Source organism: Delftia sp. Cs1-4, from assembly GCF_000214395.1.
Classification (GTDB): domain Bacteria; phylum Pseudomonadota; class Gammaproteobacteria; order Burkholderiales; family Burkholderiaceae_C; genus Comamonas; species Comamonas acidovorans.
Genome location: NC_015563.1, coordinates 4,784,219 through 4,809,058 on the forward strand (window position 1 = coordinate 4,784,219; position 24,840 = coordinate 4,809,058).

The following is a 24,840-nucleotide window of genomic DNA, read 5'->3' on the forward strand; positions in this document are numbered from 1 at the left end:
AGCCCACGAGAGAACAGACAAATGAAGCGCACTTTCAAGATCTACCGCTACGACCCGGACAAGGATGCCAAGCCCTACATGCAGACCGTCGAGGTCGAGCTGGACGGCCACGAGCGCATGCTGCTGGACGCCCTGGTCAAGCTCAAGGAGATGGACCCCTCCATCTCGTTCCGCCGCTCCTGCCGCGAAGGCGTGTGCGGCTCGGACGCGATGAACATCAATGGCAAGAACGGCCTGGCCTGCCTGACGAACATGAAGACCCTGCAGGGCGACATCGTTCTCAAGCCTCTGCCCGGCCTGCCCGTGATCCGCGACCTGATCGTGGACATGACGCAGTTCTTCAAGCAGTACCACTCGATCAAGCCGTACCTGCAGAACGACAGCTTCGCGTCTCCCACCAAGGAACGCCTGCAGTCGCCTGAAGAGCGCGAAGAGCTCAACGGCCTGTACGAGTGCATTCTGTGCGCCAGCTGCTCCACCAGCTGCCCCAGCTTCTGGTGGAACCCCGACAAGTTCGTGGGCCCGGCCGGCCTGCTGCAGGCCTACCGCTTCATCGCGGACAGCCGCGACGAGGCCACGGGTGACCGCCTTGACAACCTGGAAGATCCGTACCGCCTCTTCCGTTGCCACACCATCATGAACTGCGTGGACGTGTGCCCCAAGCACCTGAACCCCACGCAGGCCATTGGCAAGATCAAGGAACTGATGGTCCGCCGGGCCATCTGATGACCATGACGAATACTCTGCTCGACGAACGCGAGCGAGACCTGCTGCGCTGGCGCTGCCGGCGTGGCCTGGTCGAGAACGACCTGTTCATCGCGCAGTTCTTCGCCACCTACGGAGACCAGCTCACGCGGAGACACGCGAGCGGTCTGTCTGCCTTGATGGACCTGGCAGACAACGACCTGATGGACCTCTTCTTGCGCCGCAAGGAGCCTGAAGGTGAACTCGATACCCAAGAAATCAGGGAAGTTCTGGAACTGGTGCGCAAGCGCAAGCCCGGTTCTCTCCCGCTAGTAGGCTAGGCAATCTAGAGAAGGAAGTTTGGAAATGAAACTCGCAGACAACAAAGCAACGCTGTCATTCAGCAACGGCGCTCCCAGCGTCGAGCTGCCCGTCTACCAGGGCAACGTCGGTCCCGACGTGGTGGACATCCGCAAGCTGTACGCGCAGACCGGCATGTTCACCTATGACCCGGGCTTCCTCTCTACCGCCTCGTGCCAGTCCGCCATCACCTACATCGATGGCGACAAGGGCGAGCTGCTGTACCGTGGCTACCCCATCGAGCAGCTGGCCAAGAACTGCGACTACCTCGAGACCTGTTACCTGCTGCTGTACGGCGAGCTGCCCAACGAGTCCGAGAAGGCCGACTTCGTCGAGCGCGTGACCAAGCACACCATGGTCAACGAGCAGATGCAGTTCTTCCTGCGTGGTTTCCGCCGTGACGCCCACCCCATGGCCGTCCTGACGGGTCTGGTCGGCGGCATGTCGGCCTTCTACCACGACAACATGGACATCAACAACGCCGAGCACCGCGACATCGCCGCGATCCGCCTGATCGCCAAGATGCCCACGCTGGTCTCCATGGCCTACAAGTACGGCATCGGTGCGCCGTACATGTACCCCAAGAACGACCTGAGCTACGCCGGCAACTTCATGCGCATGATGTTCGGCAACCCCTGCGAGGAGTTCAAGGTGAACCCCGTGGTCGAGCGCGCGCTGGACCGCATCTTCATCCTGCACGCAGACCACGAGCAAAACGCCTCCACCTCCACCGTGCGCCTGTGCGGCTCGTCGGGCACCAACCCCTTCGCCGCCATCTCGGCCGGCGTGGCCTGCCTGTGGGGTCCTGCCCACGGCGGCGCCAACGAAGCCTGCCTGAACATGCTGGAATACCTGCAGGCCAACGGCGGCGTTGCCAAGGTCGGCGAGTTCATGGAACAGGTCAAGGACAAGAACAGCGGCGTCAAGCTGATGGGCTTCGGCCACCGCGTCTACAAGAACTACGACCCCCGCGCCAAGCTCATGCAGGAAACCTGCAATGAAGTGCTGGCCGAACTGGGCCTGGAAAAGGACCCCCTGTTCGCCCTGGCCAAGGAAGTCGAGAAGATCGCCCTGGAAGACGACTACTTCGTGCAGCGCAAGCTCTACCCGAACGTGGACTTCTACTCCGGCATCGTGCAGCGCGCCATCGGCGTGCCCGTGAACCTGTTCACCGGCATCTTCGCCCTGGCCCGCACCGTGGGCTGGATCGCCCAGCTCAACGAGCAGATGGCCGACCCCGAGTACAAGATCGGCCGTCCCCGCCAGCTGTTCACGGGCTCTGTTTCCCGCGACGTCAAGCCGATCGGCCAGCGCTGATCGCAGGTCCGGGCCTCAGCGGCCCGGCCCCCAAAAGCCCCATGCCTTTGCATGGGGCTTTTTTCATTTGCGAGCCCACCGCTCCAGAAGGCCGCACCAGTCCTAGGAACACCATTTTCGCTATCGTGACATGCCCATTGATTGAGCGCATCTACCCTAAGGTGACCGTTGACCCTCCCTGAAACGGGATGGAGGCGCAGCGCAATGCCCGCTGCCGTTCAACGCAACCCCGGGACTCACATGCTTGTCGAAATCAACAAGGACGGAATGCTCATCCATGCGCGCGTCAAGAATGCGCGCAGCCCCGCCATCGAGAGAGGAAAGCGGACCGCCGCCATCACCGGCATCGTCGTGCACCAGACCGATGCCAACACGGCCCAGTCTTCGCTCAACAGCTACAGGAACCCGAAGGCCAATGGGGCGCATTTCCTGATCGACAAGGACGGCACCATCTACCAGACTGCCGCCATCTATCAGCGTGCCAACCATGTGGGCCCGCTGAAGGCGAGGTGCCTGCTTGTGGGGAAATGCAAGGCCAGGGACTATGAAGGACTGAAGGCAAAGGGGGTACACCGCATCGAGATGATGAAGGCTCCTGGTGAACGCTATCCGAGCAATATGGAGGCCATAGGTATCGAGATGGTCGGCCGAGCAGAGCTGCCGAAGGGGTTCAAACCTTCCTCCAACGAAGCGGATTTGCCCCCCGAGAGATTGCGAGGAGAGCGCGGCCTCTATCCCGCCCCGACCCAAGCTCAGAACCGGTCACTGACATGGCTTGTTGAAGCACTGCAGGACTCCATGCAACTGTCGCCCGGTGAAGTCTTCAAACATCCCGAGGTAAGTTGGAAAAATCTGACCGAAGCAGAAGGTGCAAACTGGAACCTTCCTACGAACACACCATGAAGTACCACCAATTTTTTTGGGCAATAACTTCAGCGATGGTCATGGCCTCAACGATTCATGCTGCTGACGCCCGGTATTCTGCAAAGAACATCCAGAAAATCAATATCTTCGTCCCCTCATCAAGCAACCCCGCTTGGGAGGATAAAAAATGGCTCGATTGCGACGATGTGATCCTGACCGAGGAGGATGTGCGATATGCATTGCAGCATATACGCCGAATTTCGGAAAAAGCCTATTTCAGCGAAGAAAACATGGATAGATCTGGATGCTCCGGAGGTGCGTCCGTCACGTTCAAGAGCGGAAAGATCATCGTCATGGATATCGAGCCAACAGGGCGAATCAGAATCTTCGAGGCGAACAGGAAGCTTGAACCCCTTGGAGTGCCCTCACGCTACTACGACTGCGCTCCTTGCAACAAACGCAAGATGCACCTGCTGCAAGACGCCTTGGACCGCGCCACGGAAAGGCGGCTCAAGGAGCTGAAGAGGCTGGGCCGGCTCCCGCCTTGAGTCACGGTCTGGTCTTCTCTTGCGCGCCGGTTTTGGCAATGGCTCTGACGCTTTACTCAACGCTTCGTGCGGCCGATGCCAGATAGCCGCTCAGGCACACGCCACCGACCCGGCTGCAACGGCAGGTGGCCTGGTGAACAGCCCGCTGGCCGGCCGCGCCGCCTGGCCTGAGAGCCAGGGCCAAGCCCCCTGCTTCACGCAGCGGCACGGTTTCGCCGACAATGCCCCCCCGGCCCTCGTGGCCGGCCCTTTCTTGCGCCGGGGTTCCGGCCCCAGCCACTCCCTGCACACCATGAACTTTGCCTCCCTCGGCCTGAGCCCGGCGCTGGTCTCCAGCCTCCAAGACCTGGGCCTGGTCGATCCCACGCCCATACAGACCCAGTCCATCGCCCCAGTGCTTGCGGGCCGCGACCTCTGGGCCTGTGCGCCCACGGGCTCGGGCAAGACGGCCGCCTACCTGCTGCCGCTGCTGCAGCGCTGGATGGATGGCGGCAAGGCCCAGGGTGCCCAGGGCGGCTTTGTGCGAACCCTGACCACGCTGATCGTGGTGCCCACGCGCGAGCTGGCCCAGCAGGTCGGCGAGACGCTGTCCGACCTGGGCCGCGCGCTCAAGCAGCCGCCGCGCATCGGCGTGGTCTATGGCGGCGTGTCCATCAACCCGCAGATGATGATGCTGCGCGGCAGTGCCGATTTCCTGGTGGCCACGCCGGGCCGCCTGCTGGACCTGGTGGAGCACAACGCCGTGCGCCTGTCCGCCGTGCGCCACCTGGTGCTGGACGAGGCCGACCGCCTGCTGGACCTGGGCTTTCAGGAAGAGCTGCAGCGCGTGCTGGCCCTGCTGCCGAAGCAACGCCAGACCCTGCTGTTCTCAGCTACCTATCCCGATGCCGTGCAATCGCTGGCCACGGGCCTGCTGCACGATCCCGTTCAAGCCCGCGTCGATGCCGCCGAAGGCCAGGATGCCGCCAGCCCGCAAAGCATCACCCAGCGCGCCATTGCCGTGGACCGCGCCCGCCGCACGCAATTGCTGCGCCAGCTGGTGCAGGGCGACACCGCTGCGGGCACCGACCCTGTCACGCTCGAACGTGCCCTGGTCTTCGTGGCCACGCGGCACACGGCCGAACTGGTGGCGGAAAAGCTCTACAAGGCCGGCATCTTTGCCACGGCCTTCCATGGCGACCTGAGCCAGGGCGCACGCAAGGAAGCGCTGGCCGACTTCAAGGCCAAGCGCTGGCAGGTGATGATCACCACCGACCTGGCGGCGCGCGGCATCGACATCACCCAGCTGCCCCTGGTCGTCAACTACGACCTGCCGCGCTCGGCCACCGACTATGTGCACCGCATCGGCCGCACGGGCCGCGCGGGCGAGGACGGCACGGCCATCAGCTTCGTGACGCCGGCCGACCAGGCGCACTGGGCGCTGATCTGCAAGCGCAACCAACTGGACCTTGAACTGGAGCAGTTGCCGGGCTTCGAGCCCACCGAGCCCGTGCCACCGCCCCCGGTGGCGCAGGACGGCAACGGCGGCATCAAGGGCCGCCGCCCCAGCAAGAAGGACAAGCTGCGCGCCGCGGCCGCCGAAGCAGCCGAGACCGCAAAAAAGAACTGAGCGTTTCCGGTTCAGCCCGCGCCGCCTCGCCCGCCAAAGCGATCCCGGTACGCCACCGGGGTAATGCCCAGGTGGCGCACGAACAGGTGGCGCAGCGCCTGCTCCGAGCCCAGGCCCACGCGCGCGGCCACGGTCTTGAGTGGCAGATGGGCCTGGCTTTCCAGTAGCTGCTTGGCCGCCTCCAGCCGCGCGCTCTCCACAAAGGCCGTGGGGCTTTGCCCGGTTTCCTGCTGGAACACGCGGCGCAGGTGGCGCTCGCTCATATGGGCCTGCTCGGCCATCTGCGCAAGGGTCAGGGGATCGGCCAGATGGGCCATCACCCACTGCTGCACGGCCTGCACGCCGCCGTGCTGCGCGGCCTGGGCCGCCAGCGGCACGCTGAACTGCGACTGGCCGCCGGGACGCTTGAGGTACATGACCAGGTCGCGCGCCACCTCCAGCGCCAGCGCGTGGCCGAAATCCTCCTCCACCACAGCCAGGGCCAGGTCGATGCCGGCCGTCACGCCGGCCGAGGTCCACAGCTGGCGGCTGCCTGCGCCATCGCGGATTTCCTCGCGCAGGTAGATGGCATCGGCATCGACCTGCACGCGCGGATGGCGCTGGGCCAGTTGCGCTGTCACGCTCCAGTGCGTGGCCGCGCGCCGGCCGTCCAGCAAGCCCGCCTCGGCAAGGAAGAAGCTGCCCGAGCACAGCGCAATCAGCCGCTGCACGCGCGGCGCCACGCGGCCCAGCCAGGCGACCAGCTCGGCCGAGCCGCCCAGCACCTGCTCGATATGGCGCGAGCCCACGACGACCACGGTGCAGCCCATGCCTGCAGCCTCCAGCCCGGCCAGCGTATGCGTGGCCTCCAGCGACATCAGCGTGTCCGAGCGCACGGCCCCTTGCCGCTGCGAGACCACGCGCACCTCGTAGCCGTCGCTCTGGCCGCGCGCGCGCAGGTGCACGTTGGCATAGTCGAACACCGACATGGGCCCTATGGCCTCCAGCGCCTTGAAGCCGGGGTAGACGACAAGATCGATGCGGTGGGCGCTGGCGTGGCGGTGGTCCATGGGAAACGGCGGGCTCGGAGGCGGTCAGGGTGGAAAGAATGGGGCGGACTATACGAAAAGACGCAAGCACCCACGGCCAGCAGGCCCGGCCGAAGCAGGCCACACCCCTCAGATTCGGACATATCACCTGAGGCTGCGGCCATGATGCGGCCGGGCCGCCCGGCCATGGCCTACATTCAAGGCTTCGCGGAGCGCGCGCCCTGCCGTTCCTGAGCCACCCCGACAGAAAGACACGCCCATGAAATCCAAAGCCGCCGTCGCCTTCAAGGCTGGAGAACCCCTGCAGATCGTCGAGATCGACGTGGCCCCCCCGAAGAAGGGCGAGGTCCTGATCAAGATCACCCACACCGGCGTCTGCCACACCGACGCGTTCACGCTGTCGGGCGACGACCCGGAAGGCATCTTCCCCGCCGTGCTCGGCCATGAAGGCGCGGGCATCGTCGTCGAGGTCGGCGAAGGCGTGACCAGCGTCAAGCCCGGCGACCACGTGATCCCGCTGTACACCGCCGAATGCGGCGAATGCCTGTTCTGCAAGAGCGGCAAGACCAACCTGTGCGTTTCCGTGCGCGCCACCCAGGGCAAGGGCGTGATGCCCGACGGCACCACGCGCTTTTCGTACAACGGCGAGCCCATCTACCACTACATGGGCTGCTCCACCTTCAGCGAGTACACCGTGGTCGCCGAAGTCTCGCTGGCCAAGATCCACCCCGATGCCAACCCCGAGCAGGTCTGCCTGCTGGGCTGCGGCGTGACCACGGGCCTGGGTGCCGTCAAGAACACCGCCAAGGTCCAGGAAGGCGACACCGTGGCCGTGTTCGGCCTGGGCGGCATCGGCCTGGCCGTGATCCAGGGCGCCAAGCTGGCCAAGGCCGGCCGCATCATCGCCGTGGACACCAACCCCTCCAAGTTCGACCTGGCCCGCACCTTCGGCGCCACCGACTGCGTGAATCCCAAGGATTTCGACAAGCCCATCCAGCAGGTCATCGTCGAGATGACGGGCTGGGGCGTGGACCACAGCTTCGAGTGCATCGGCAACGTCAACGTGATGCGTGCCGCTCTGGAATGCGCGCACCGCGGCTGGGGCCAGTCGGTCATCATCGGCGTGGCCGGCGCGGGCCAGGAAATCTCCACACGCCCCTTCCAGCTGGTGACGGGCCGCAAGTGGCTGGGCACGGCCTTCGGCGGCGTCAAGGGCCGCAGCGAACTGCCCGGCATGGTCGAGCAGGCCATGAGCGGCGAGATCCAGCTGGCCCCCTTCGTCACGCACACCATGGGCCTGCCGGAGATCAACGAAGCATTCGATCTGATGCACGAAGGCAAGTCCATCCGCTCCGTCGTCGTGTACTGAAGCTCCCCCTGAGGCGCTGCGCGCCTTCCCCCTCTCTACTCGCTACGCGAGGGAGGGGGACGACGCCCTCGGCTGGGCGCCCCCGCCGCGAGGCGGCTCTTGCTCGGCGCCTCTCGCCTGGGCAGCGCCAGTTTCATGGGCCGTTGACCGTGTATAGCGTATCAACTCCCATCTTTGAATGCTGCACGCACCGCTTGCCAAGGTGCCCGTAGCATTTTTCTTTTTGAGGAACACCATGTCCGCACTGCCGCCCCTGGAACTCAAGAACGCCCATGCCTGCTTCGGCGGCGCACAGCGTTTCTACGAGCATTTCTCCGCCGAGATCGGCCTGAACATGAAGTTCTCGGTCTTCCTGCCGCCCAAGGCCGTGGCCGGCGAGAAGGTGCCCGCCGTGCTCTACCTGGCCGGGCTGACCTGCACCGAAGAGACCTTCATGACCAAGGCCGGCGCCCAGCGCCTGGCCGCCGAGCTGGGCATTGCGCTGATCGCGCCCGACACCAGCCCGCGCGGCGCAGGCCTGCCCGGCGAGGCCGATGCCTGGGACTTCGGCGTGGGCGCGGGCTTCTACCTGGACGCCACCACCAAGCCCTGGGCGCTGCACTGGCGCATGGAAAGCTATCTGCTGGGCGAGCTGCTGCCGCTGATCGCCGCACGCCTGCCCATCGACGCGCAGCGGCTGGGCATCTTCGGCCACTCCATGGGCGGCCACGGCGCGCTCACGCTGGCGCTGCGCCATCCGGGCCGCTTCAAGAGCCTGTCGGCGTTCGCGCCCATCGCCAACCCCGTCAACTGCCCCTGGGGCCAGAAAGCCTTCTCAGGCTATCTGGGCGATGACCGCAAGGCCTGGGAAGCGCATGACGCCAGCTGCCTGATGGCCGCGCAGACCCAGGCGCCCTACCCGGCCGGCATCCTCGTGGACCAGGGCCTGGCCGACAAGTTCCTGATCGAAAAGCAGCTGCTGCCCGAAGCCTTCGAGGCCGCCTGCGCCCAGGCCGGCCAGCCGCTGACGCTGCGCCGCCACGGCGGCTACGACCACGGCTACTACTTCATCCAGAGCTTCATTGATGACCATCTGCGCCATCATGCAGAGCAGTTGAGTACCCCCTGAGGCGCTTCGCGCCTTCCCCCTGAAAGGGGGACGACAGCCTCGCTGCGGGGCGGCCCTTGCTTGCTGTCCCTGGGTTGGAGCGCGCCAGTTTCCAAGATTGGGCACAAGACCATAGAACGGGCGCGTCTCACCCAGGCATGCGCCCCGCGCGCATGTCCTGCGCAATACGCTCCAGTACCTGCGGCAGGTCCTTCACGCTGGCGATCACGTGGTGGGCGCCGGCTGCGCGCAGCTTGGCCTCGGCGCGGGCCACGCGTTCGCGCACTTCTTCGGCGGGGGCGGCGGCCAGTTCGGCGGGGGAGTAGCCGACTTCGTTGCCGGACAGGGTCAGGCCCACGGTCCACATGCCGGCGTTGCGGCCTTCCTCGATGCCGGGCACGGTGTCGTCCACCTTCACGCAGGCGCGCACGTCGCCGATGCCCAGCGCCAGCACATTGGCCAGCGCCATGAAGGGGCCGGGGCGGCCGCCTGCGGCCATTTCATCGCCGGCCACCACATGGTCGGGAGCCAGGCCGTTGGCCGCTGCCTGCGGCAGCAGCTGGTTCAGGACTTCACGCGGATAGCCCGAGCACGAGCCCACCTTCAGGCCCTGCGCGCGCAGCCAGCCCAGCAGCTCGGGCGCGCCTTCAATGGGCGCCGAGAACTCGCCGACCTTGGCGATCTGCATGGGCATGAAGCGGGCGTAGATGGCGTCCACGTCGGCGTCGCCAGGCTGCTGGCCGAAGGCCTTGTGCCATTGCGCGCGGATACCCTCAGACTGCAGCAGTTCATGGATGTGCTGCCACTTGGACAGGCCCATGGGGCCGCGAGCCTGGGCCAGGGTGATGGTGATGCCGAAGCTGGCAAAGGCCTCGACAAAGATCTGCGTGGGCGCCAGCGAGCCGAAATCGACCAGGGTGCCGGCCCAGTCGAAGATGACGGCCTGCAGCGGCGACAGATCGGCGGCGGCGGTGGAGACGGTGGTGTGGTTCATGGTGCTTTTTGACAAGGAAAGAGGTTCAAACAGAAGAGGGCCGTACGCGCCTGTTCATTCCAGCGTGCGGATGAAATTGCGCCCGCGCGGGCCGGATGCGGCCGACTGCAGCAGCTGCTGCCACTCATCCCCAGGCACGCCGTAGTGGGCGGGATCGGTGGCCACGCCCAGGCCTTCGAGGAAGTTGCGCAGGCGCTGCACGGCCAGCTCGCCCGTGGCGGCATCGAAGATGGACAGCAGGGCCGCGTCGGCCTGGTCGTCGGCGCCCAGGGCCATCTCCAGCACCAGCGGCAGGCTGAACGAGCAGGCAATGCCGTGGGCCACGCCATGGCGCAGCGTGATGTCGTAGGACAGCGAATGCGCCAGCGCCGTGCGGGTGTTGGAGAAGGCCAGGCCGGCCATCAGGGCGGCCTCGGCCATGCGGCTTCGCAGCGGCAGGCTGCCCAGGTCCTGCATCAGCGCGGGCAGCGTGGCCAGGGTGCGGCGCGCGGCGCCCACGGCCAAGTTGGTGGAGACGGGATTGCGGTGCCGGTTCCAGATGGACTCCAGCGCATGCGACAGCGCATCCAGCCCCGATGCCAGCGTGGCGCCGGCCGGCAGGCTTTGCATGAGCTGCGCGTCGATGATGGCGGCCTCGGGCCAGGTCCAGTGCTGGTGCAACGAGTGCTTGCGGCCAGCGGCCTGGTCCCAGATCGTGGCCCAGGGCGTGACCTCGCTGCCCGTGCCGGCCGTGGTGGGAACGGCGATCAGCCCCTTGTGGCCTGCGGCTGGCAGGGCCAGCCCCTGCTCCAGGGCCTGCAGCAGCTCGCCGAAACGCCGCGTGGGCGTGGCGCACATCAGCGCCTTGGCCGAGTCGATGGCGCTGCCGCCGCCCAGGGCCACGATGCACGGGACCTCGGCGTATTCGCGGTGCACGCGGTCATACAGCGGGGCCAGCCACTGCACATCGGGGTTGGGCGCAATGCCGTCCACCACGCCGCGCAGCTGGCTGCCCAGCCGTTGGCGCAACTGCTGCACCAGGCCCAGGGATTCGGCCTCGGGAAACGTCACCAGCAGGCAGTCGCGCCCGGCCAGCAGCTCGGGCAGGCGGTCCAGGCGGCCGGGGCCGGCATGGATGGCAACGGGGTTGTGATAGGTCCACACAAATCGGTCCTTTGAATGAAACGGGGGCGCCGGGAAAAGCGCTGCCCTCAATGGCGGGTGCCCTGCTGGATGCGGCGGCGCAGCCAGTGGGAGACGAGATCGGCGGCGATCACCATCACGGTGATGACCACGATGCAGGTGGCCGTCTCCTGGTAGCGGAACAGCTTGAGGCTGCCGACCAGCTCGAAACCCAGCCCGCCCGCGCCCACCATGCCCAGCACCGTGGCCGAGCGCAGGTTGACCTCGAAGCGGTAGAGCACGACCGCGATCCAGGCCGTGATGGCCTGCGGTATCACGCCGAAGACGATGAGCTGCAATTGCGTGGCGCCTGCGCTGCGCAGGGCCTGCAGCGGGCCGTCGTCGATCTCTTCGATGCTCTCGGCGAAGAACTTGCCCAGCATGCCCATGCCATGCAGGGCCAGGGCCAGCACGCCGGGAAACGGCCCCAGGCCCACGGCCGAGACAAAGACCAGCGCCAGGATCAGCTCGTTGATGCTGCGCACCACGTTCAGGAACTGCCGCGTGATGCGCCGCAGCCAGTGCCAGCCATGCAGGTTGCTGGCCGCGATGAAGGACAGCGGCAGCGCAAGCACCACGGACAGCAGCGTGCCCCAGATGGCGATCTGCACCGTCTCCAGCGCGGGCGCCATCAGGCGCGGCAGCATGCTCCAGTCCGGCGGCACGGAGCGCGCCACGAAATCCGCGATCTGGGGCATGCCTGCCGCCAGTTCACCCCAGCTCATCTGCGCGCCGCCCGCGCTCCAGTGCAGCACCCAGGCGATGGCCAGGGCCGCAGCCGCATAGCCGGTCCAGCCCAGGGCGCCATGGGGGCGCGGCGCGGTCCATTGCCAGCGGTCGCGCGGCTCGGGGCTCCAGGAATTGGCGCTGGTCATCACAGTCCTCCTGCGGGCGCGCTGGCCCGCATCCACGAGGCAGGCACCGGCGCCTGCGCATGCAGGCCGGCAGGCCCTATGGCCTGCGTGCCCGGTGGTGTGTCCGGTTCTGCGCCCTGCCCTGCTCCTTGCCCTGCGCCTTGCCCTGCAGTGGGCTGCGCATGGTAGATGGCCTGCAGCGCGGCCTCGTCCAGCGCCTGCGGCGATCCGTCATAGACCATGCGGCCCTGGGCCAGGCCCAGCACGCGGTCGCCGAACTCCCGCGCGTAGTCCACCTGGTGCAGGTTGCAGACCACGGCAATGCCCAGCTCGCGCGTGGCATCGCGCAGGTACTGCAGCACGCTTCGCGCGGTCTTGGGATCCAGGCTGGCCACGGGCTCGTCGGCCAGGATGACCTGGGGCTGCTGGGCCAGCGCGCGGGCAATGCCCACGCGCTGCATCTGCCCACCCGACAGCGCCTCGGTGCGCTCCAGCGCCTTGTGGGCCAGGCCCACGCGCTCCAGGCACTGGTCGGCCAGGCGGATATCGCTTTCGCGGAACAGCTGCAGCACCGAGGCCAGGGTGCCGGTCTGGCCCAGGCGCCCGGTCAGCACGTTCTTGCGCACCGACAGGCGCGGCACCAGGTTGTGGTGCTGGAAGACCATGGCCACGTGGCGAGCCAGCTCGCGCCGGCTGTGCCTGCCGCCGCCCAGCATCAGGTCCATGCCGCCCACCTCCAGCGTGCCGCTGTCGGCGCGGGCCAGGCCGTTCATGCAGCGCAGCAGCGTGGACTTGCCGGCCCCCGACAGGCCCAGCATGACGACGAACTCGCCGGGCTGCACATCCAGGTCGATGCCATGCAGCACGTGGTTGCTGCCATAGCTCTTGCGCAATTGGCGGATGCGGATCATTTCATGCTCCCCAGGTCGAGCTTGAGCGCCTTGGCCGTCTGGCGGACCACGTCATAGGCCTTGTCATCCGTGGCCGCGAAGCCGTCGAGCACGCCCTGGTCGCCCCAGGGCAGGTCCTTGACCTCGGCCAGGGCCGCAGCCACCTTCTGCTTGGTGCCTGCGTCCAGGTTTTTGCGCCAGGTCATGGGCGACTCGGGGATGGGCTGGGAGCGCCAGACGATCTGGAAGTCCTCGCGCTTGACCAGGCCCTTGCTCACGGCCGAGTCGAAGATGCGGTCGGCCACGGCCGCCGCATCCACCTTGCCGTTGGCCACGGCCATGATGCTGGCGTCGTGCGAGCCCGAGAAGATCACGCGCGAAAAGCCCTTGTCCGCATCGAATCCCTCGGCCATCAACCCGGCCTTGGGAAACAGGTGGCCCGACGCCGAGGTCGGGTCCACAAAGGCAAAGCTGCGGCCCTTGAGATCGGCCACGCTGGCCGGGCCCTTGTCCTTGCGGGAGATCACCATGCTGTGGTACGCGCTCTTGCCCGTCTTCTTGGTCACGGCCACGGCAAAGGCCTCGGCGCCTGCCACCTGGCTGGCCAGCACGTACGAGAACGGGCCGAGGAAGGCGATGTCGATCTTGTTGGAGCGCAGCGCCTCGATCACGCCGTTGTAGTCATTGGCCACGAAGGGCCGCACCTTCATGCCGGTGCGGGTGGCCAGCTGGTCCATGACCTGCTGGCTGGCGCGGATCATGGCCTGCGCGTCCTCCGAGGGGATCAGGCCCACGCGCAGCTCGGCGCTCTGGGCAAAGGCGGCAGTGGTAGCGGTGGCGGCGGTGGCGGCCAGGGCCAGCACGGCGCCGGCATGGCGCAGCCAGGTCTTGCGGTTCATCTTCATGGGAGCGTTCCTTTGCATCAGGTCAGGCACATCGGCAGATCGGTGGATCCGTGAATCGCCGGCCAAATCGCCAGGCGGGTGGGGATGGCTGAATGCTAGGAGCGACATATTTCTGCCATGTGAAAGTTTCAGAATCGGTTTTGACAGCATCCATAGACAAAACCTTGAGATACCGACTTTCGTGAGCAACGCCCGCTACCGCGCCTTCATCGCCGTCGCCCACCACGGCAGCCTCAGCGCCGCCGCCCGCGCACTGGGCGTGAGCCAGCCCACCATCTCCACCCAGATCGCCACGCTGGAGCGCCAAAGCCAGATCGAGCTGTTCCACCGCCGCGGCTACCGCATGACGCTCACGGGCGCAGGCGCCAGACTGCTGCCCATGGCGCAGAAAATCATGGCGCTGGAGGCCGAGGCCGAGTTCTTCCTGCGCGACTCGGGGCAGTTGCACCAGGGCGAGCTCAAGATCGGCGCCGTGGGGCCCTTCCATGTGATCGAGATGGTGGCCGCCTACCGCGCACGGCACCCGGGCATGCAGCTGTCCATCCGCATGGGCAACTCGCAGCAGGTGCTGGCCGACCTGGAACGCTACGACACCGACGTGGCCGTGCTCGCCGGCCTCTACGACCGCCCGGAGCTGCTGGCACGCGAGTACGCGCGCCACGCCATCGTGCTGTTCGCCCATGTGGCCCATCCCTTCGCGCGGCGCAGCGAAATCGCGCTGTCCGAACTGCAGGGCCAGCCTTTGCTGCTGCGCGAGCACGGCTCGACCACGCGCACCGCGCTGGAATCGGTGCTGCAGGCCGCCGGGGTGCAGCCGCGCACCGAGCTGGAGATCGGCAGCCGCGAAGCCATACGCGAGGCCGTGGCGCGCGGCCTGGGACTGGGCGCCGTGTCCGAAGCCGAATTCATCCCCGACCCGCGCTTTCGCCCGCTGCGCATCGCGGGCGACCCGGCCAGCACCACCACCTATGTCTACTGCATGCGCGAGCGCAGCGACAGCCTGCTGGTGAGGTCTTTTCTGGAGGCGGTTTGAGGACCGCGCCGGGCCACCTCGACCCCCGCCTCAGCCCTCCACCCTGATTCCGCGCGCCTGGATCAGCCGGGCCCACTTCGCCCGTTCATCGCGCATGAAGGCGTCAAAGCGCTGCGGCGTCCCCCCTCCATCCTCTGCGCCGAACTCTTCGAGCTTGGCCACCACATCGGGCATGGCCAGGATGCGGTTGACGTCTGCATTGATGCGGGCCACCAGATCGGCGGGCATTCTTGCGGGGCCCACCAGGCCGAACCAGATGCTCGCGTTGAACCCGGAATAGCCCTGCTCCGCCACCGTGGGAATCTCCGCGAAGGCCTTGGCGCGCTTCACACCCGTCTGAGCCACGGCATGGACTTTTCCGCCCTTGATGAAGGGCGCCGCCGTGGTCATCCCCTCGAACGCATAGTCGATCTGGCCGCCCAGCAGATCCGTCATCACGTTCGACGCCCCCTTGTACGGGATATGGAGCGCGGACACCGCCGCAGTCTGCTCGAACAACGCCAGCGCAAGGTGCTGGGCCGAGCCCGTGCCCGAGGAGCCGAAGCTGACCTCCCCCGGCTTTTGCTTCAACGCGGCCAGCAGGCCCTGCATGGTGGCGGAAGCCTTGGGGCTGGCAACCAGGACCTGCGGGGTCTGGCCCACCAGGGCGATGGCGGAGAAGTCCCGCTCCGGCGAGAAACCGAGCCTGGGGTTGAGCGCAGGGGCAATGCCCAGGGCATTGATGTGGCCCATCATGAGCGTCTGCCCATCGGGCGCGGCCCTGGCGGCCTCGGCAGCGGCAATCAGCCCCGCCGCGCCTGGCCGGTTCTCGACGATGACGGGAATGGCCCACAGCTGGTTGAGCCGGTTGGCGATGATCCGCGCCAGGATGTCCGTGCCGCCGCCTGCCGAGAAGCCGACGAGGATTTTGACCGGGCCCGCCGGCGGCCTGGCCTGTGCAAAGCCCGGATGGGCATGCAGGGCGGCGGCTGCGGCGGCCGAGGTCAGGAACTGTCTGCGTTGCATGGCTTGTCTCCTTGGATGATGGGCTGGCGGCGGTCTTACGCCACCGAGGTCCAGCGGCCGAACCGGGACACCTGCGCCTCGTCGAAATTGAAGCCGAGTCCCGGCGTCTGGTGCAGCACGACACGGCCCTTTTCCTGCGCCAGCTGGCGGTCCAGCAGGCGGCGGAAGTTCAGCACCTGGTCATCCCAGAAGAACTCGACATAGCGCGCATTGGGGGTCGCGGCCACCAGCGGCGCGTGCACATCGTGGAACCAGTGCGGACACATCTGCAGCCCATAGCCCGCCGCCATGGCGGCAATGCGCTTCCACTCGGTAATGCCCCCGCAGACTGCGGCGTCGGTCTGCAGGATGGATGCGGCGCCCATGTCGAGCAGATGCTTGTGGTACCAGCGGCCATAGCCGATTTCCGCGGTGGCCACGGGAATGCGGGTGAGCTTTGCCAGGCGGGCGTGGCTTTCGACATCGTCGGGGCTGAACGGCTCCTCGATGAAATAGGGGTCGTATGCCTCCATGCGGCGCAGGTACTGCATGGCCTGCACGGTGTCCACCCAGCCGTTGTTGCAGTCCAGCATGAGCTCCACGTCCGGGCCGATGGCCTCGCGCGCCGCCTTCACGCGCGACTCCTCGCCCTGGGGCGACCAGCGGCCGGTCTTCATCTTCACGGCCTGAAAGCCCAGTTCGACATAGCCGGCCATCTCCTCGCCGACATGGCCGGCGGTCTTGCCGTCCACGTAGTAGCCGCCGCTGGCATAGGCCGGCACCGTGTCCAGCTCCACCGCGCCCAGGTACTTGTGCAAAGGCAGCTGGGCGGTTCGGGCATTGAGATCCCACAGCGCAATGTCGAGTGCGCTCAGTGCGCGCATCACGGTGCCCATGCGGCCTTGCAGCAGCGCCTCCTGGTACATCTCCTTCCACAGCCCTTCGACGGACAGGGAATCGCGGCCCAGCAGCACAGGACCGAGCAGCTGCTCGACCGCGACACGGAACAGCTCGCCCGCCGCATTGCCGACATAGCAAAAGCCGATGCCTTCGACGCCGTCGCTGCTGCGGACCTTGACCAGTCCGTAGTGGCGGTCGACCACGGTGCGGTTCGACAGATAGGTGACCTTGTCCAGCGGCACGCGGGCAACGCAGACTTCAATGGATTCGATGAGGGGCATGAGCTCTCCTGACATGGTTTGGAAGCGGGAACGAGCGAACTTTGCGCTTCAGGAGATCTGCAACAAAGATGGTGTCCCATGGTTCAGATGACGCAAAATGCGTCGCATGGATTCGCGCTTTCTCCAGAGCTTCATGGCCGTCGTGGACTGCGGCTCGATGGCCGACGCCGCGCGCAGGCTGGACCTGCCGCCCACCACCGTGGCCCAGCAGATGCGTGCGCTGGAGGCCGACGTGGGCTGCGCACTGCTCACGCGGGTGGGCCGGACGGTACGGCCCACCGTCGTTGGCGCCCGGATCGTGGAGCATGCGCGGGAGGTGCTCAAATCCGTGGAGAACCTGAGGTCGGCCGCCTCGGCCACCGAGCTTCCCGCAGGCCCCCTGAGGCTGGGGGCAACGCCCACGGCGCTGATGGGCCTGGTGCCCCCGCTGCTGCGCCGATGGATGAGCGCCCATCCGGCCGTGCGCGTCTACATCGAACCCGGCACTTCCTCACTGCTGCTGGACCAGGTGCAGACCGGCCATCTGGATGCGGCCATCCTTGTGCACCCGGCCTTCGCCATGCCCAAGACCTGCGAATGGCGGCTGATGCGCAGCGAGGCGCTGATTCTTCTCGCGCCCCGGGACATGAAGGTGCGCGATCCGCTGCTCACGGCCGCACGCGAGCCCTTCATCCAGTACGACCGCAAGGTGGTGGCAGGAAAAATGGCGGATGAATACCTGCGGGGCCACGGCATCAAGCCGAAAGTGCGCTTCGAGCTGGACGGCATCGAGCAGATCGCACAGCTGGTTGCGGAAGGCTTCGGTGTCTCCATCCTGCCGGACTGGCCCGTGCTGGGACCGCCGGATGCCAGAACGCGCCGATGGCCGCTGCCCCCTCCGAGCCCGTCCCGCGAAGTGGGCATGGTGTGGCTGCGATCGTCGGTGCGCTCCCCGCTGGCGGCCGCCTTGTCCGAGCTTATCGATTCCCGCTAGCGAACCATGCCCTGACCTGTGCCTGGCACGCAGGCTCTCAGAACAGGCTGCGTTGCGGCAGCAAAAGCGACGGGTGGTAGAGGCTGCAATCGAGCCGCAGCGGCTCGCGGTTGAATCCATGCCGACGGCAGGCCAGGGCAAAGCGCTGGCGCAGCAGCTCGGCCCAGTGGCCCGTGCCCTTCATGCGCTGGCCGAACTCGGCGTTGTACACGCGGCCGGCCTCGCGCTGCTCGCCCTGGATGCCGTGCAGGTCGCGCACGCGCTCCATCACGCGGCGGGCGCGGTCGGGGTAGTGCACCTGCAGCCATTGCTCGAACAGCGGCGCCACTTCCCAGGGCAGGCGCAGCACGGCATAGAAGGCGTGGCGCGCGCCTGCGTCGGCGGCCGCCTCCAGCACCTTCTCCAGGTCTTCGTTGATGAAGGGAATCTGCGGTGCCAGGCTCACGCCCACGGGTACGCCCGCTTCGGTCAGCGCGCGGATGCTGCGCAGCCGGCGGTGCGGCGCGGCGGCGCGCGGCTCCAGGTGGCGTGCCAGGTCGGCGTCCAGCGTGGTCAGCGTGATGTGCACCGAGGCCAGGCCCTGGCGCGCCAGCGGGGCCAGCAGGTCCAGGTCACGCTCCACCCCGCTGCCCTTGGTGACGATGGAAAACGGGTGGCGCGCCTCGGCCAGCACTTCGATCAGGCGGCGCGTCAGCCCCAGCTCGCGCTCCACGGGCTGGTAGCAGTCGGTGACCGAGCCCAGCATCACGGGCGCGGCCACATGGCTGGCGCGCGACAGCTCGGCGCGCAGCAGCTCGGGCAGGTTCTGCTTGGCGATGAGCCGGGTCTCGAAGTCCAGCCCCGGCGACCAGCCCAGGTAGCTGTGCGTGGGCCGGGCATAGCAATAGATGCATCCATGCTCGCAGCCCCGGTAGGGATTGAGCCCCATGTGAAACGGCAGGTCGGGCGACTGGTGGCGGCTCAGCGCCGAGCGGGCCTGCTCCCAGCGCAGTTCGGTGCGCAGGGGCGCGGCTTCCTCGCCTTCGGCCGGCGCCTCAAGACTGCCCCAGCCGTCATCGAAGGCCTCGCGCGGGTCGGTGGTGAAGCGGTGGGCCAGTTGGCTGGCTGCGCCCCGGCCCTTGATGGCGTGCAGGGGCACCCGGGCCGTGTCGTGATGAGGCGTGGGAGGACTGGGAAGCATGGAGCAACTGTATAAAAATACAGTCATACCGCCAAGCACTCCCCGCATGCCTGCAGTTGCGAAGTGGGTTTTGCCGGCTTGGCAAGTGCCCGCGCCAATCCGCACCGCACCGTGCGGGTTCGCTTGGCAGAACCCACACGGGCCTGCACAATGGGCCTATCGCACCAACTTGGTGCTTTTCTCTTTTCTGAAGATGCCTTGGCCCGGACAACCGCGTTGCCCGGGCTTTTGTCCGTTTGGGCGCCGCTGCCCTTCACTGCAGCCACGGCGCAAGCACACAAGGGAGCCAACACCATGGAGCGCAAGCCCCACATCATTCTTTCGTCCCTGGACCTGGAGCGCATCGAGGCCCTGCTGGACAAGCAACCCGCCTTCCCCGGCCGCGACGCGCTCGAGGCCGAGCTGGACCGCGCCGACGTGCTCGAGCCCAAGGAAATGCCGCCCAATGTGGTGACCATGAACTCCACCGTGCGCTTCACGCTGCTGGAGTCGGGCAAGTCCAACACGCTGACCCTGGTCTATCCCAAGGAGATGGATGGCAGCTCCGACAAGGTGTCGGTCTTCGCGCCCGTGGGCATTGCCCTGCTGGGCCTGAGCGTGGGCGACCAGTCGCGCATGGCCGGCCCCTCGGGCCAGGTCACCGTGCGCGTGGATGCCATCGAGTTCCAGCCGGAAAGCGCAGGCGAGCTGCACCGTTGAACGCCGACCGGCGTGAAGCGAAAAAGGCAGCCAACCGGCTGCCTTTGTTGTTTGTGGACTGACGCACGGCGCCTCAGCGCAGGCCTGCCAGAAACGCCGCGATCAGGCCGGTGCCCACCAGGCCCGCCTGCCAGCGCAGCGCCATGTGCCAGCTGGGAACGTGGCGCTCCACGCGCTCGTACAGCAGATGGCCGGCCGCAATCGACAGCACGAAGGCCGTGCACATGCCCAGCAGGGCGGCGGGAATGGAATGTGGCCAGAAATGGCTTTCCACGGCATTGACCAGCAGGCAGACCGAGAAGTGCACGAGAAACACCGAGTACGAAATCTTGCCCAGCCGGCGCAGCGGCGCCCAGCCTTGCGCCTGCGCAAACGCGGGGCTGCGCATGGCCACGACCAGGGCCAGCGCCGTGGCACCGGCCAGCGCGATGCGGTCGCGCCACTCCAGTGCCAGTGCCGCCACGACCAGGGCCACGATCAGCAGGGACCAGCTCCAGGCCGTCGAGGACTTGTCCGCATGCGCGGCCCAGTAGGCCAGCATGCCCAGGCCGTAGGCGCCAAAGAAGTACGGCGCCCACACATCCCATTGCGCATCCAGATTGAAGCCCAGCAGCGAAGCCGCCACGCCGATCACCACCAGCGCCTGCGCCACGCTCAGCGCCCAGGGCCAGCAGCGTGACAGGGCGTCGCCGCCAAAGCGGCGGCGCAGCAAGGCACCGCCCCAGCGCGTGCCAGCCAGCAGCAGCGCAGTCAGCGCAAACAGCTGAAAGTCGATGGACACATACCAGACGCCGGCAGACAGCGACTCCTCGCCCACGATGTTCTGCAGCAGCAGCGCATGCGCCACCAGTTGCCAGAGATCGGGCTCGCCGGAGACCGAGGCATGGTCGAACCAGGGCCGCACGGCCGCCGAGACCACGATGGCCACGACCAGCGCCACCGCATAGGGCACGACCAGACGCACGAAGCGGCGCCCGATGCGCGACCACGGATCGCTGTGCTGGCCGTGGCCTTGCGGCGCCATGCTGGCTGCCGCCAGGTAGCCGCCCAGCACCAGGAAGATCTGCACGGCCATGCGCGCATATTCATAGAGCCAGTCGATGAGGTCCGGCGCGGCCGGATGGGCGATATCGGACATGGGGCCGTAGAAGGCCAGGTGGTGCCAGATGATGGCGGCACAGGCCAGGCCCTTGGTGCAGTCGATCAGTGCACTGCGGCTAGCGTGGGACATGGGGCAATCTGTAGTCGGTACGGGGCGGGAAGGCGCAGGGCCCGGGCCGCCTGGCCGCAAGCCCGCAAAGGCGCCATTGTGCGCCTTTTGGACACGACTTGCAGAAAGCTGACACATCGCTTCCCAAGCCGCCCGGAGCGTGCCGCGCACGCGCAGGCACAATGCATGCCATGACGCAATCCAAACCTCTTCCGGCGTTGAACCGGCAGTTCGTCTCGCACTTCGGCGAGATGGGCAGCCGCTGGGGCATCAACCGCACGGTAGGCCAGATCTACGCACTGCTGTTTCTTTCGCCCGAGCCGCTCAATGCCGACCAGATCGCCGAGACGCTGGAGTTCTCGCGCTCCAACGTGAGCATGGGGCTCAAGGAATTGCAGGCCTGGCGCCTGGTGCAATTGCGCCACCAGCCCGGCGACCGGCGCGAGTATTTCGAGGCGCCGCAGGATGTCTGGGAAATCTTCCGCCGCCTGGCCGAGGAACGCCGCCGCCGCGAGATCGAGCCCACCCAGTCCATGCTGCGCGCCGCCATGCTGGAGGAAGTCACCACCGAAGAGGAACGCTACGCCCAGCAGCGCATGCGCGACATGTACGAGCTGATCGACCGGCTCATGAACTGGTTCGACGACGTGCAGCGCCTGTCGCCCGAGACCGCCATGCAGCTCATGGGCATGGGCACGGCCGTGACGCGGCTGCTGGATCTGAAGGACCGCATCACGGGCGGCAAGGGCCGCGCCAAGGCGGATGACACCGACGATTGAACCTGGCAAGCCTGCGTACAAAAATGAGCTCCCGAGGGAGCTCATTGTGTTTACAGCAATGCTTCATTAGCGGTAAGCACGTGCAAAAACTGGCGTAGTCCAAAGCGAGGGACACCGAGCAAGGGCCGCCCCCGCAGCGAGGGTGTCGTCCCCCTCCCGAAGAGGGAGGGGGAAGGCGCGAAGCGCCTCAGGGGGAGCTTTATTTCTCCCGGGCCAGGAGTTCGCGGCGCGTGGCCTCGTCGTCCATCAGTTCGTACCACATCGCGTTGAGCACCGCGAAGGCGGCCGCCAGCGGCAGGCCGAGCAACCAGGCGAAGTACCACATGGTGTTGTGTCCTTTCTTGACGTTGAATGTCGTTGCTTGATTCGGTGGATCAGTACGAGTGGCCGCGGCCCTCGATGATGGCCATCGGGTCGACCTTGCCGCGCAGCACGCTGTAGACCCAGCTGGTGTAGGCCACGATGAGGGGCACGAAGATCAGCGCGCACACCAGCATGATGAACAGCGTCACATGGCTGGACGAAGAGTCCCAGACCGTGAGGCTGTGCTGCGGGTTCAGCGACGAGGGCAGGATGAACGGGAACATGGACGCCCCCACGCTGGCGATGATGCCCGCAATGCCCAGGCCGCTGGACAGCAGGGCCAGCCACTCGCGGCGCAGCCACAGGCCCAGCGCCGCCAGCAGCGGCATCAGCAGCCCGATGGCCGGCACGGCCCAGAGCACGGGCCTGGCCTGGTAGTTGGCGAACCAGGCGCCCGCCTGCAGCGCAGCCGTCTTGAACAGCGGGTTGGACGGTCCGGTGGTGTTGACCTCGCTGGTGATGCGGTAGCCATTGAGCACGGCCAGCCACACGCCAGCCGCCGCGAACAGCACCGTGGTGGCGACGGCCGCCACCATGCCGAAGCGGCGCGCGCGCGCGGCCACATCGCCCTCGGTCTTGAACACCAGCCAGGACGCACCATGCATGAGCAGCATGCACAGCGAGACCAGGCCGGCCAGCAGCGCAAACGGGTTGAGCAGGCCGAAGAACGTGCCCTCGTAGTAGATGCGCATGTCGGGCGCCAGGCGGAAGGGCACGCCCTGCAGCACATTGCCCAGTGCCACGCCGAAGATCAGCGCAGGCACCACGCCGGCCATGCACAGCACGGCATCCCAGCGCGCGCGCCAGGCCGGCTCCTCGCGCTTGCTGCGGAACTTGAAGGCCACGGGCCGCAGGATCAGCGCCACCAGGGCCGCGAACATGGCCAGGTAAAAGCCCGAGAACGAGACCGCGTACAGCTGCGGCCAGGCCGCAAAGATGGCACCGCCGCCCAGGATGAGCCAGACCTGGTTGCCTTCCCAGACCGGGCCCAGAGAGTTGATGACGACGCGGCGCTCCACGTCGGTCCTGGCCGCCAGCGGCAGCAGCGCGGCAGCGCCCAGGTCAAAGCCATCGGTGACGGCAAAGGCGATGAGCAGCACGCCCAGCAGGCCCCACCACAGCAGGCGCAGGATGTCGTAGCTGATCAGTTCGTGAAGAATCATGGTGACAATCTCCCTTGGTCATTGCCCGCGGGCGAGTTTTTGCATCAGAGGGAAGTAGGTGGTCAGGTGCGGTGCGCTTTCCTCCTGCGGTCCCTTGCGGATGGCCTTCACCATGAGCTTCATCTCGATGACGAAGAGCACGGAGTAGATGGCGATGAAGCCTGCAATCGTCAGCAGCAGCGTGCCCGCGCCCAGGTTGGAGACGGCCAGCGCCGTGGGCAGCACGCCTTCGATGATCCAGGGCTGGCGGCCCACCTCGGCCACGATCCAGCCGCACTCGGCCGCGATCCAGGGCAGGGGAATGGCGATCACGGCCAGCTTGAGCATCCACGGATGGGCGTCCAGCCTGCGCCGCACCGACAGCCAGAAGAAGGCGGCCGTGAGCGCGATGAAGAACATGCCCAACCCCACCATGATGCGGAAGGCCCAGAACAGCGGCCCCACGGCCGGCACGGTGTCCCAGGCGGCCTGGGCGATCTGCGCGTCCGTGGCCTGGCGCGGGTCGTCCACGTAGCGCTTGAGCAGCAGCGCGTAGCCCAGTTGCCCGCCCTTGTCCTCGAAGACGGCCTTGGCGTCGGCCGGCACCTGGCCCGTGGGGCCGGCGGCGCGGATGGCCTCCAGCGCGCCATAGGCCTCGATGCCGTTGCGGATGTACTGCTCGGTGCGCTGGACCAGGTCGTTGATGCCGGGGATCTCGGTGGTCAGCGAGCGCGTGCCGATCAGGCCCATGACCCAGGGAATGTGCACGGCGTAGTGCGTCTCGCGTGCGGCCTTGTCGGGGAAGCCGAAGGCCGTGAAGGCGGCCGGTGCGGGCTCGGTGTCCCACATGGCCTCGATGGCGGCCAGCTTCATCTTCTGGTGCTCCGACGACAGGTAGCCGCTTTCATCGCCCAGCACCACCACCGACAGCGCGGCGGCCAGGCCGAACGAGGTGGCCACCGTCATGGAGCGGCGCGCCAGCTGGATGTGCCGGCCCTTGAGCAAATACCAGGCCGAGACGCCCAGCACGAAGATGGCCGCCGTCACGTAGCCGGCCGAGACCGTGTGCACGAACTTGGCCTGGGCCACGGGGTTGGTAAGCACCGCGAAGAAGTCGGTGACCTCCATGCGCATGGTCTGCGGGTTGAACGCCGCGCCCACGGGGTTTTGCATCCAGCCATTGGCGATCAGAATCCACAGCGCCGAGAAGTTCGAGCCCAGGGCCACGCACCAGGTGGTCACCAGATGGCCGACCTTGCTCAGGCGGTCCCAGCCGAAGAAGAACAGGCCCACGAAGGTGGCTTCGAGGAAGAAGGCCATCAGCCCCTCGATGGCCAGCGGCGCGCCGAAGATGTCGCCCACGTAGTGGCTGTAGTAGCTCCAGTTCATGCCGAACTGGAACTCCATCACGATGCCCGTGGCCACGCCCATGGCGAAGTTGATGCCGAACAACGTGCCCCAGAACTTCGTCATGTCGCGCCAGATGGTGCGGCCCGTCATCACGTAGACGGTCTCCATGATGGCGATGATCACGGCCAGGCCGATGGTCAGCGGCACGAACAGGAAGTGGTAGAGCGCCGTTACCGCGAACTGCAGCCGCGATAGATCGACGATGTCGAGGTCCAT

The 24,840-nt window shown here is 66.8% G+C and carries 25 protein-coding genes; 12 read left to right on the top strand and 13 right to left on the bottom strand.

Annotated features, from left to right (window positions below):
• Window positions 1-21 precede the first annotated feature (21 nt).
• From DELCS14_RS20955 to DELCS14_RS20980, 6 genes are all read left to right on the top strand, one after another.
• Window positions 22-726, top strand: a complete 705-nt coding sequence (locus tag DELCS14_RS20955; protein ID WP_012204344.1) for a succinate dehydrogenase iron-sulfur subunit — start codon at window positions 22-24, stop codon at window positions 724-726.
• Window positions 726-1,025, top strand: coding sequence for a succinate dehydrogenase assembly factor 2 (locus DELCS14_RS20960; RefSeq protein WP_012204343.1), 300 nt, complete (start codon window positions 726-728; stop codon window positions 1,023-1,025). The genes DELCS14_RS20955 and DELCS14_RS20960 overlap by 1 nt, the downstream gene beginning before the upstream one ends.
• Window positions 1,026-1,050: 25 nt before the next feature.
• Window positions 1,051-2,361, top strand: a complete 1,311-nt coding sequence (locus DELCS14_RS20965; protein ID WP_012204342.1) for a citrate synthase — start codon at window positions 1,051-1,053, stop codon at window positions 2,359-2,361.
• 240 nt (window positions 2,362-2,601) lie between these two features.
• Complete coding sequence (locus DELCS14_RS20970) at window positions 2,602-3,264, top strand: peptidoglycan recognition family protein (protein WP_172642964.1); 663 nt, start codon at window positions 2,602-2,604, stop codon at window positions 3,262-3,264.
• Window positions 3,261-3,773 (top strand): hypothetical protein, encoded by a 513-nt coding sequence (locus tag DELCS14_RS20975; protein ID WP_013803437.1) that lies wholly within the window; start codon window positions 3,261-3,263, stop codon window positions 3,771-3,773. The genes DELCS14_RS20970 and DELCS14_RS20975 overlap by 4 nt, the downstream gene beginning before the upstream one ends.
• 292 nt (window positions 3,774-4,065) lie before the next feature.
• Window positions 4,066-5,382 carry a DEAD/DEAH box helicase gene (locus DELCS14_RS20980; RefSeq protein ID WP_096915707.1) on the top strand — a complete coding sequence of 439 codons (1,317 nt, stop codon included), beginning with the start codon at window positions 4,066-4,068 and terminating at the stop codon, window positions 5,380-5,382.
• 11 nt (window positions 5,383-5,393) lie between these two features.
• Here DELCS14_RS20980 and DELCS14_RS20985 read toward each other — a convergent pair whose 3' ends face one another.
• Window positions 5,394-6,431 (bottom strand): helix-turn-helix domain-containing protein, encoded by a 1,038-nt coding sequence (locus DELCS14_RS20985; protein WP_013803439.1) that lies wholly within the window; start codon window positions 6,429-6,431, stop codon window positions 5,394-5,396.
• Between the two features lie 238 nt (window positions 6,432-6,669).
• Between DELCS14_RS20985 and DELCS14_RS20990 the strand changes: the two genes are divergently transcribed.
• Window positions 6,670-7,779 carry an S-(hydroxymethyl)glutathione dehydrogenase/class III alcohol dehydrogenase gene (locus tag DELCS14_RS20990; RefSeq protein WP_012204334.1) on the top strand — a complete coding sequence of 370 codons (1,110 nt, stop codon included), beginning with the start codon at window positions 6,670-6,672 and terminating at the stop codon, window positions 7,777-7,779.
• A gap of 235 nt (window positions 7,780-8,014) precedes the next feature.
• Window positions 8,015-8,887 carry an S-formylglutathione hydrolase gene (gene fghA / locus DELCS14_RS20995; RefSeq protein WP_013803440.1) on the top strand — a complete coding sequence of 291 codons (873 nt, stop codon included), beginning with the start codon at window positions 8,015-8,017 and terminating at the stop codon, window positions 8,885-8,887.
• Between the two features lie 127 nt (window positions 8,888-9,014).
• Here the strand turns inward: fghA and phnX are convergent, their stop codons facing one another.
• Genes phnX through phnD form a run of 5 tightly spaced genes read right to left on the bottom strand, consistent with a single transcriptional unit; the run spans window position 9,015 to window position 13,670 of the window.
• On the bottom strand, window positions 9,015-9,860 hold the full coding sequence (gene phnX, locus DELCS14_RS21000) for a phosphonoacetaldehyde hydrolase (RefSeq protein WP_013803441.1): 846 nt from the start codon (window positions 9,858-9,860) through the stop codon (window positions 9,015-9,017).
• Between the two features lie 54 nt (window positions 9,861-9,914).
• The gene (gene psrA / locus DELCS14_RS21005; protein WP_013803442.1) at window positions 9,915-11,003 is read right to left on the bottom strand and encodes an iron-containing alcohol dehydrogenase PsrA; all 1,089 of its coding nucleotides are present in this window, start codon (window positions 11,001-11,003) and stop codon (window positions 9,915-9,917) included.
• 47 nt (window positions 11,004-11,050) lie between these two features.
• A complete protein-coding gene (gene phnE, locus DELCS14_RS21010; protein ID WP_013803443.1) occupies window positions 11,051-11,896 on the bottom strand; it encodes a phosphonate ABC transporter, permease protein PhnE in 846 nt (281 codons plus the stop codon).
• A complete protein-coding gene (gene phnC, locus DELCS14_RS21015; RefSeq protein ID WP_013803444.1) occupies window positions 11,896-12,786 on the bottom strand; it encodes a phosphonate ABC transporter ATP-binding protein in 891 nt (296 codons plus the stop codon). Before phnC ends, phnE begins: the two co-directional genes overlap by 1 nt.
• Complete coding sequence (gene phnD, locus DELCS14_RS21020; RefSeq protein WP_013803445.1) at window positions 12,783-13,670, bottom strand: phosphonate ABC transporter substrate-binding protein; 888 nt, start codon at window positions 13,668-13,670, stop codon at window positions 12,783-12,785. The genes phnC and phnD overlap by 4 nt, the downstream gene beginning before the upstream one ends.
• Window positions 13,671-13,851: 181 nt before the next feature.
• Here phnD and DELCS14_RS21025 point away from each other — a divergent pair, with 181 nt between their 5' ends.
• Window positions 13,852-14,703, top strand: coding sequence for a LysR substrate-binding domain-containing protein (locus tag DELCS14_RS21025; protein ID WP_013803446.1), 852 nt, complete (start codon window positions 13,852-13,854; stop codon window positions 14,701-14,703).
• 30 nt (window positions 14,704-14,733) lie between these two features.
• On the opposite strand, the gene DELCS14_RS21030 is transcribed toward DELCS14_RS21025, so the two are convergent.
• Both DELCS14_RS21030 and DELCS14_RS21035 read right to left on the bottom strand, forming a co-directional pair.
• Window positions 14,734-15,708 carry a tripartite tricarboxylate transporter substrate-binding protein gene (locus DELCS14_RS21030; protein ID WP_013803447.1) on the bottom strand — a complete coding sequence of 325 codons (975 nt, stop codon included), beginning with the start codon at window positions 15,706-15,708 and terminating at the stop codon, window positions 14,734-14,736.
• Window positions 15,709-15,743: 35 nt separating this feature from the next.
• Window positions 15,744-16,868 carry a mandelate racemase/muconate lactonizing enzyme family protein gene (locus DELCS14_RS21035; protein ID WP_013803448.1) on the bottom strand — a complete coding sequence of 375 codons (1,125 nt, stop codon included), beginning with the start codon at window positions 16,866-16,868 and terminating at the stop codon, window positions 15,744-15,746.
• Window positions 16,869-16,974: 106 nt separating this feature from the next.
• Here DELCS14_RS21035 and DELCS14_RS21040 point away from each other — a divergent pair, with 106 nt between their 5' ends.
• Window positions 16,975-17,841, top strand: coding sequence for a LysR family transcriptional regulator (locus DELCS14_RS21040; RefSeq protein WP_013803449.1), 867 nt, complete (start codon window positions 16,975-16,977; stop codon window positions 17,839-17,841).
• Between the two features lie 37 nt (window positions 17,842-17,878).
• On the opposite strand, the gene DELCS14_RS21045 is transcribed toward DELCS14_RS21040, so the two are convergent.
• Window positions 17,879-19,021, bottom strand: coding sequence for a PA0069 family radical SAM protein (locus DELCS14_RS21045; RefSeq protein WP_013803450.1), 1,143 nt, complete (start codon window positions 19,019-19,021; stop codon window positions 17,879-17,881).
• Between the two features lie 294 nt (window positions 19,022-19,315).
• Between DELCS14_RS21045 and rnk the strand changes: the two genes are divergently transcribed.
• Entirely contained in the window at window positions 19,316-19,720 is a 405-nt protein-coding gene (gene rnk, locus DELCS14_RS21050) for a nucleoside diphosphate kinase regulator (RefSeq protein WP_013803451.1), read from the top strand.
• A gap of 73 nt (window positions 19,721-19,793) precedes the next feature.
• Here the strand turns inward: rnk and DELCS14_RS21055 are convergent, their stop codons facing one another.
• The gene (locus DELCS14_RS21055; RefSeq protein WP_013803452.1) at window positions 19,794-20,951 is read right to left on the bottom strand and encodes an acyltransferase family protein; all 1,158 of its coding nucleotides are present in this window, start codon (window positions 20,949-20,951) and stop codon (window positions 19,794-19,796) included.
• Between the two features lie 161 nt (window positions 20,952-21,112).
• Between DELCS14_RS21055 and DELCS14_RS21060 the strand changes: the two genes are divergently transcribed.
• Window positions 21,113-21,709 carry a GbsR/MarR family transcriptional regulator gene (locus DELCS14_RS21060; protein ID WP_012204320.1) on the top strand — a complete coding sequence of 199 codons (597 nt, stop codon included), beginning with the start codon at window positions 21,113-21,115 and terminating at the stop codon, window positions 21,707-21,709.
• A 199-nt stretch (window positions 21,710-21,908) separates the two neighbouring features.
• Here the strand turns inward: DELCS14_RS21060 and cydX are convergent, their stop codons facing one another.
• From cydX to DELCS14_RS21075, 3 genes are read right to left on the bottom strand one after another with little or no spacing between them, the layout of a single operon-like run.
• Complete coding sequence (gene cydX / locus DELCS14_RS21065; protein WP_012204319.1) at window positions 21,909-22,034, bottom strand: cytochrome bd-I oxidase subunit CydX; 126 nt, start codon at window positions 22,032-22,034, stop codon at window positions 21,909-21,911.
• A 49-nt stretch (window positions 22,035-22,083) separates the two neighbouring features.
• Window positions 22,084-23,235, bottom strand: coding sequence for a cytochrome d ubiquinol oxidase subunit II (gene cydB / locus DELCS14_RS21070; protein WP_013803453.1), 1,152 nt, complete (start codon window positions 23,233-23,235; stop codon window positions 22,084-22,086).
• Between the two features lie 18 nt (window positions 23,236-23,253).
• Window positions 23,254-24,840, bottom strand: coding sequence for a cytochrome ubiquinol oxidase subunit I (locus DELCS14_RS21075; protein WP_013803454.1), 1,587 nt, complete (start codon window positions 24,838-24,840; stop codon window positions 23,254-23,256).

What these genes read in the sequence shown, in the direction of transcription:
- DELCS14_RS20955 (WP_012204344.1), top strand. Translation starts at nt 22, where the DNA reads ATGAAGCGCACTTTCAAGATCTACCGCTACGACCCGGACAAGGATGCC.
- DELCS14_RS20960 (WP_012204343.1), top strand. Translation starts at nt 726, where the DNA reads ATGACCATGACGAATACTCTGCTCGACGAACGCGAGCGAGACCTGCTG.
- DELCS14_RS20965 (WP_012204342.1), top strand. Translation starts at nt 1,051, where the DNA reads ATGAAACTCGCAGACAACAAAGCAACGCTGTCATTCAGCAACGGCGCT.
- DELCS14_RS20970 (WP_172642964.1), top strand. Translation starts at nt 2,602, where the DNA reads ATGCTTGTCGAAATCAACAAGGACGGAATGCTCATCCATGCGCGCGTC.
- DELCS14_RS20975 (WP_013803437.1), top strand. Translation starts at nt 3,261, where the DNA reads ATGAAGTACCACCAATTTTTTTGGGCAATAACTTCAGCGATGGTCATG.
- DELCS14_RS20980 (WP_096915707.1), top strand. Translation starts at nt 4,066, where the DNA reads ATGAACTTTGCCTCCCTCGGCCTGAGCCCGGCGCTGGTCTCCAGCCTC.
- DELCS14_RS20985 (WP_013803439.1), bottom strand. Translation starts at nt 6,431, where the DNA reads ATGGACCACCGCCACGCCAGCGCCCACCGCATCGATCTTGTCGTCTAC.
- DELCS14_RS20990 (WP_012204334.1), top strand. Translation starts at nt 6,670, where the DNA reads ATGAAATCCAAAGCCGCCGTCGCCTTCAAGGCTGGAGAACCCCTGCAG.
- fghA (WP_013803440.1), top strand. Translation starts at nt 8,015, where the DNA reads ATGTCCGCACTGCCGCCCCTGGAACTCAAGAACGCCCATGCCTGCTTC.
- phnX (WP_013803441.1), bottom strand. Translation starts at nt 9,860, where the DNA reads ATGAACCACACCACCGTCTCCACCGCCGCCGCCGATCTGTCGCCGCTG.
- phnE (WP_013803443.1), bottom strand. Translation starts at nt 11,896, where the DNA reads ATGACCAGCGCCAATTCCTGGAGCCCCGAGCCGCGCGACCGCTGGCAA.
- phnC (WP_013803444.1), bottom strand. Translation starts at nt 12,786, where the DNA reads ATGATCCGCATCCGCCAATTGCGCAAGAGCTATGGCAGCAACCACGTG.
- phnD (WP_013803445.1), bottom strand. Translation starts at nt 13,670, where the DNA reads ATGAAGATGAACCGCAAGACCTGGCTGCGCCATGCCGGCGCCGTGCTG.
- DELCS14_RS21030 (WP_013803447.1), bottom strand. Translation starts at nt 15,708, where the DNA reads ATGCAACGCAGACAGTTCCTGACCTCGGCCGCCGCAGCCGCCGCCCTG.
- DELCS14_RS21035 (WP_013803448.1), bottom strand. Translation starts at nt 16,868, where the DNA reads ATGCCCCTCATCGAATCCATTGAAGTCTGCGTTGCCCGCGTGCCGCTG.
- DELCS14_RS21040 (WP_013803449.1), top strand. Translation starts at nt 16,975, where the DNA reads ATGGATTCGCGCTTTCTCCAGAGCTTCATGGCCGTCGTGGACTGCGGC.
- DELCS14_RS21045 (WP_013803450.1), bottom strand. Translation starts at nt 19,021, where the DNA reads ATGCTTCCCAGTCCTCCCACGCCTCATCACGACACGGCCCGGGTGCCC.
- rnk (WP_013803451.1), top strand. Translation starts at nt 19,316, where the DNA reads ATGGAGCGCAAGCCCCACATCATTCTTTCGTCCCTGGACCTGGAGCGC.
- DELCS14_RS21055 (WP_013803452.1), bottom strand. Translation starts at nt 20,951, where the DNA reads ATGTCCCACGCTAGCCGCAGTGCACTGATCGACTGCACCAAGGGCCTG.
- DELCS14_RS21060 (WP_012204320.1), top strand. Translation starts at nt 21,113, where the DNA reads ATGCATGCCATGACGCAATCCAAACCTCTTCCGGCGTTGAACCGGCAG.
- cydX (WP_012204319.1), bottom strand. Translation starts at nt 22,034, where the DNA reads ATGTGGTACTTCGCCTGGTTGCTCGGCCTGCCGCTGGCGGCCGCCTTC.
- cydB (WP_013803453.1), bottom strand. Translation starts at nt 23,235, where the DNA reads ATGATTCTTCACGAACTGATCAGCTACGACATCCTGCGCCTGCTGTGG.
- DELCS14_RS21075 (WP_013803454.1), bottom strand. Translation starts at nt 24,840, where the DNA reads ATGGACCTCGACATCGTCGATCTATCGCGGCTGCAGTTCGCGGTAACG.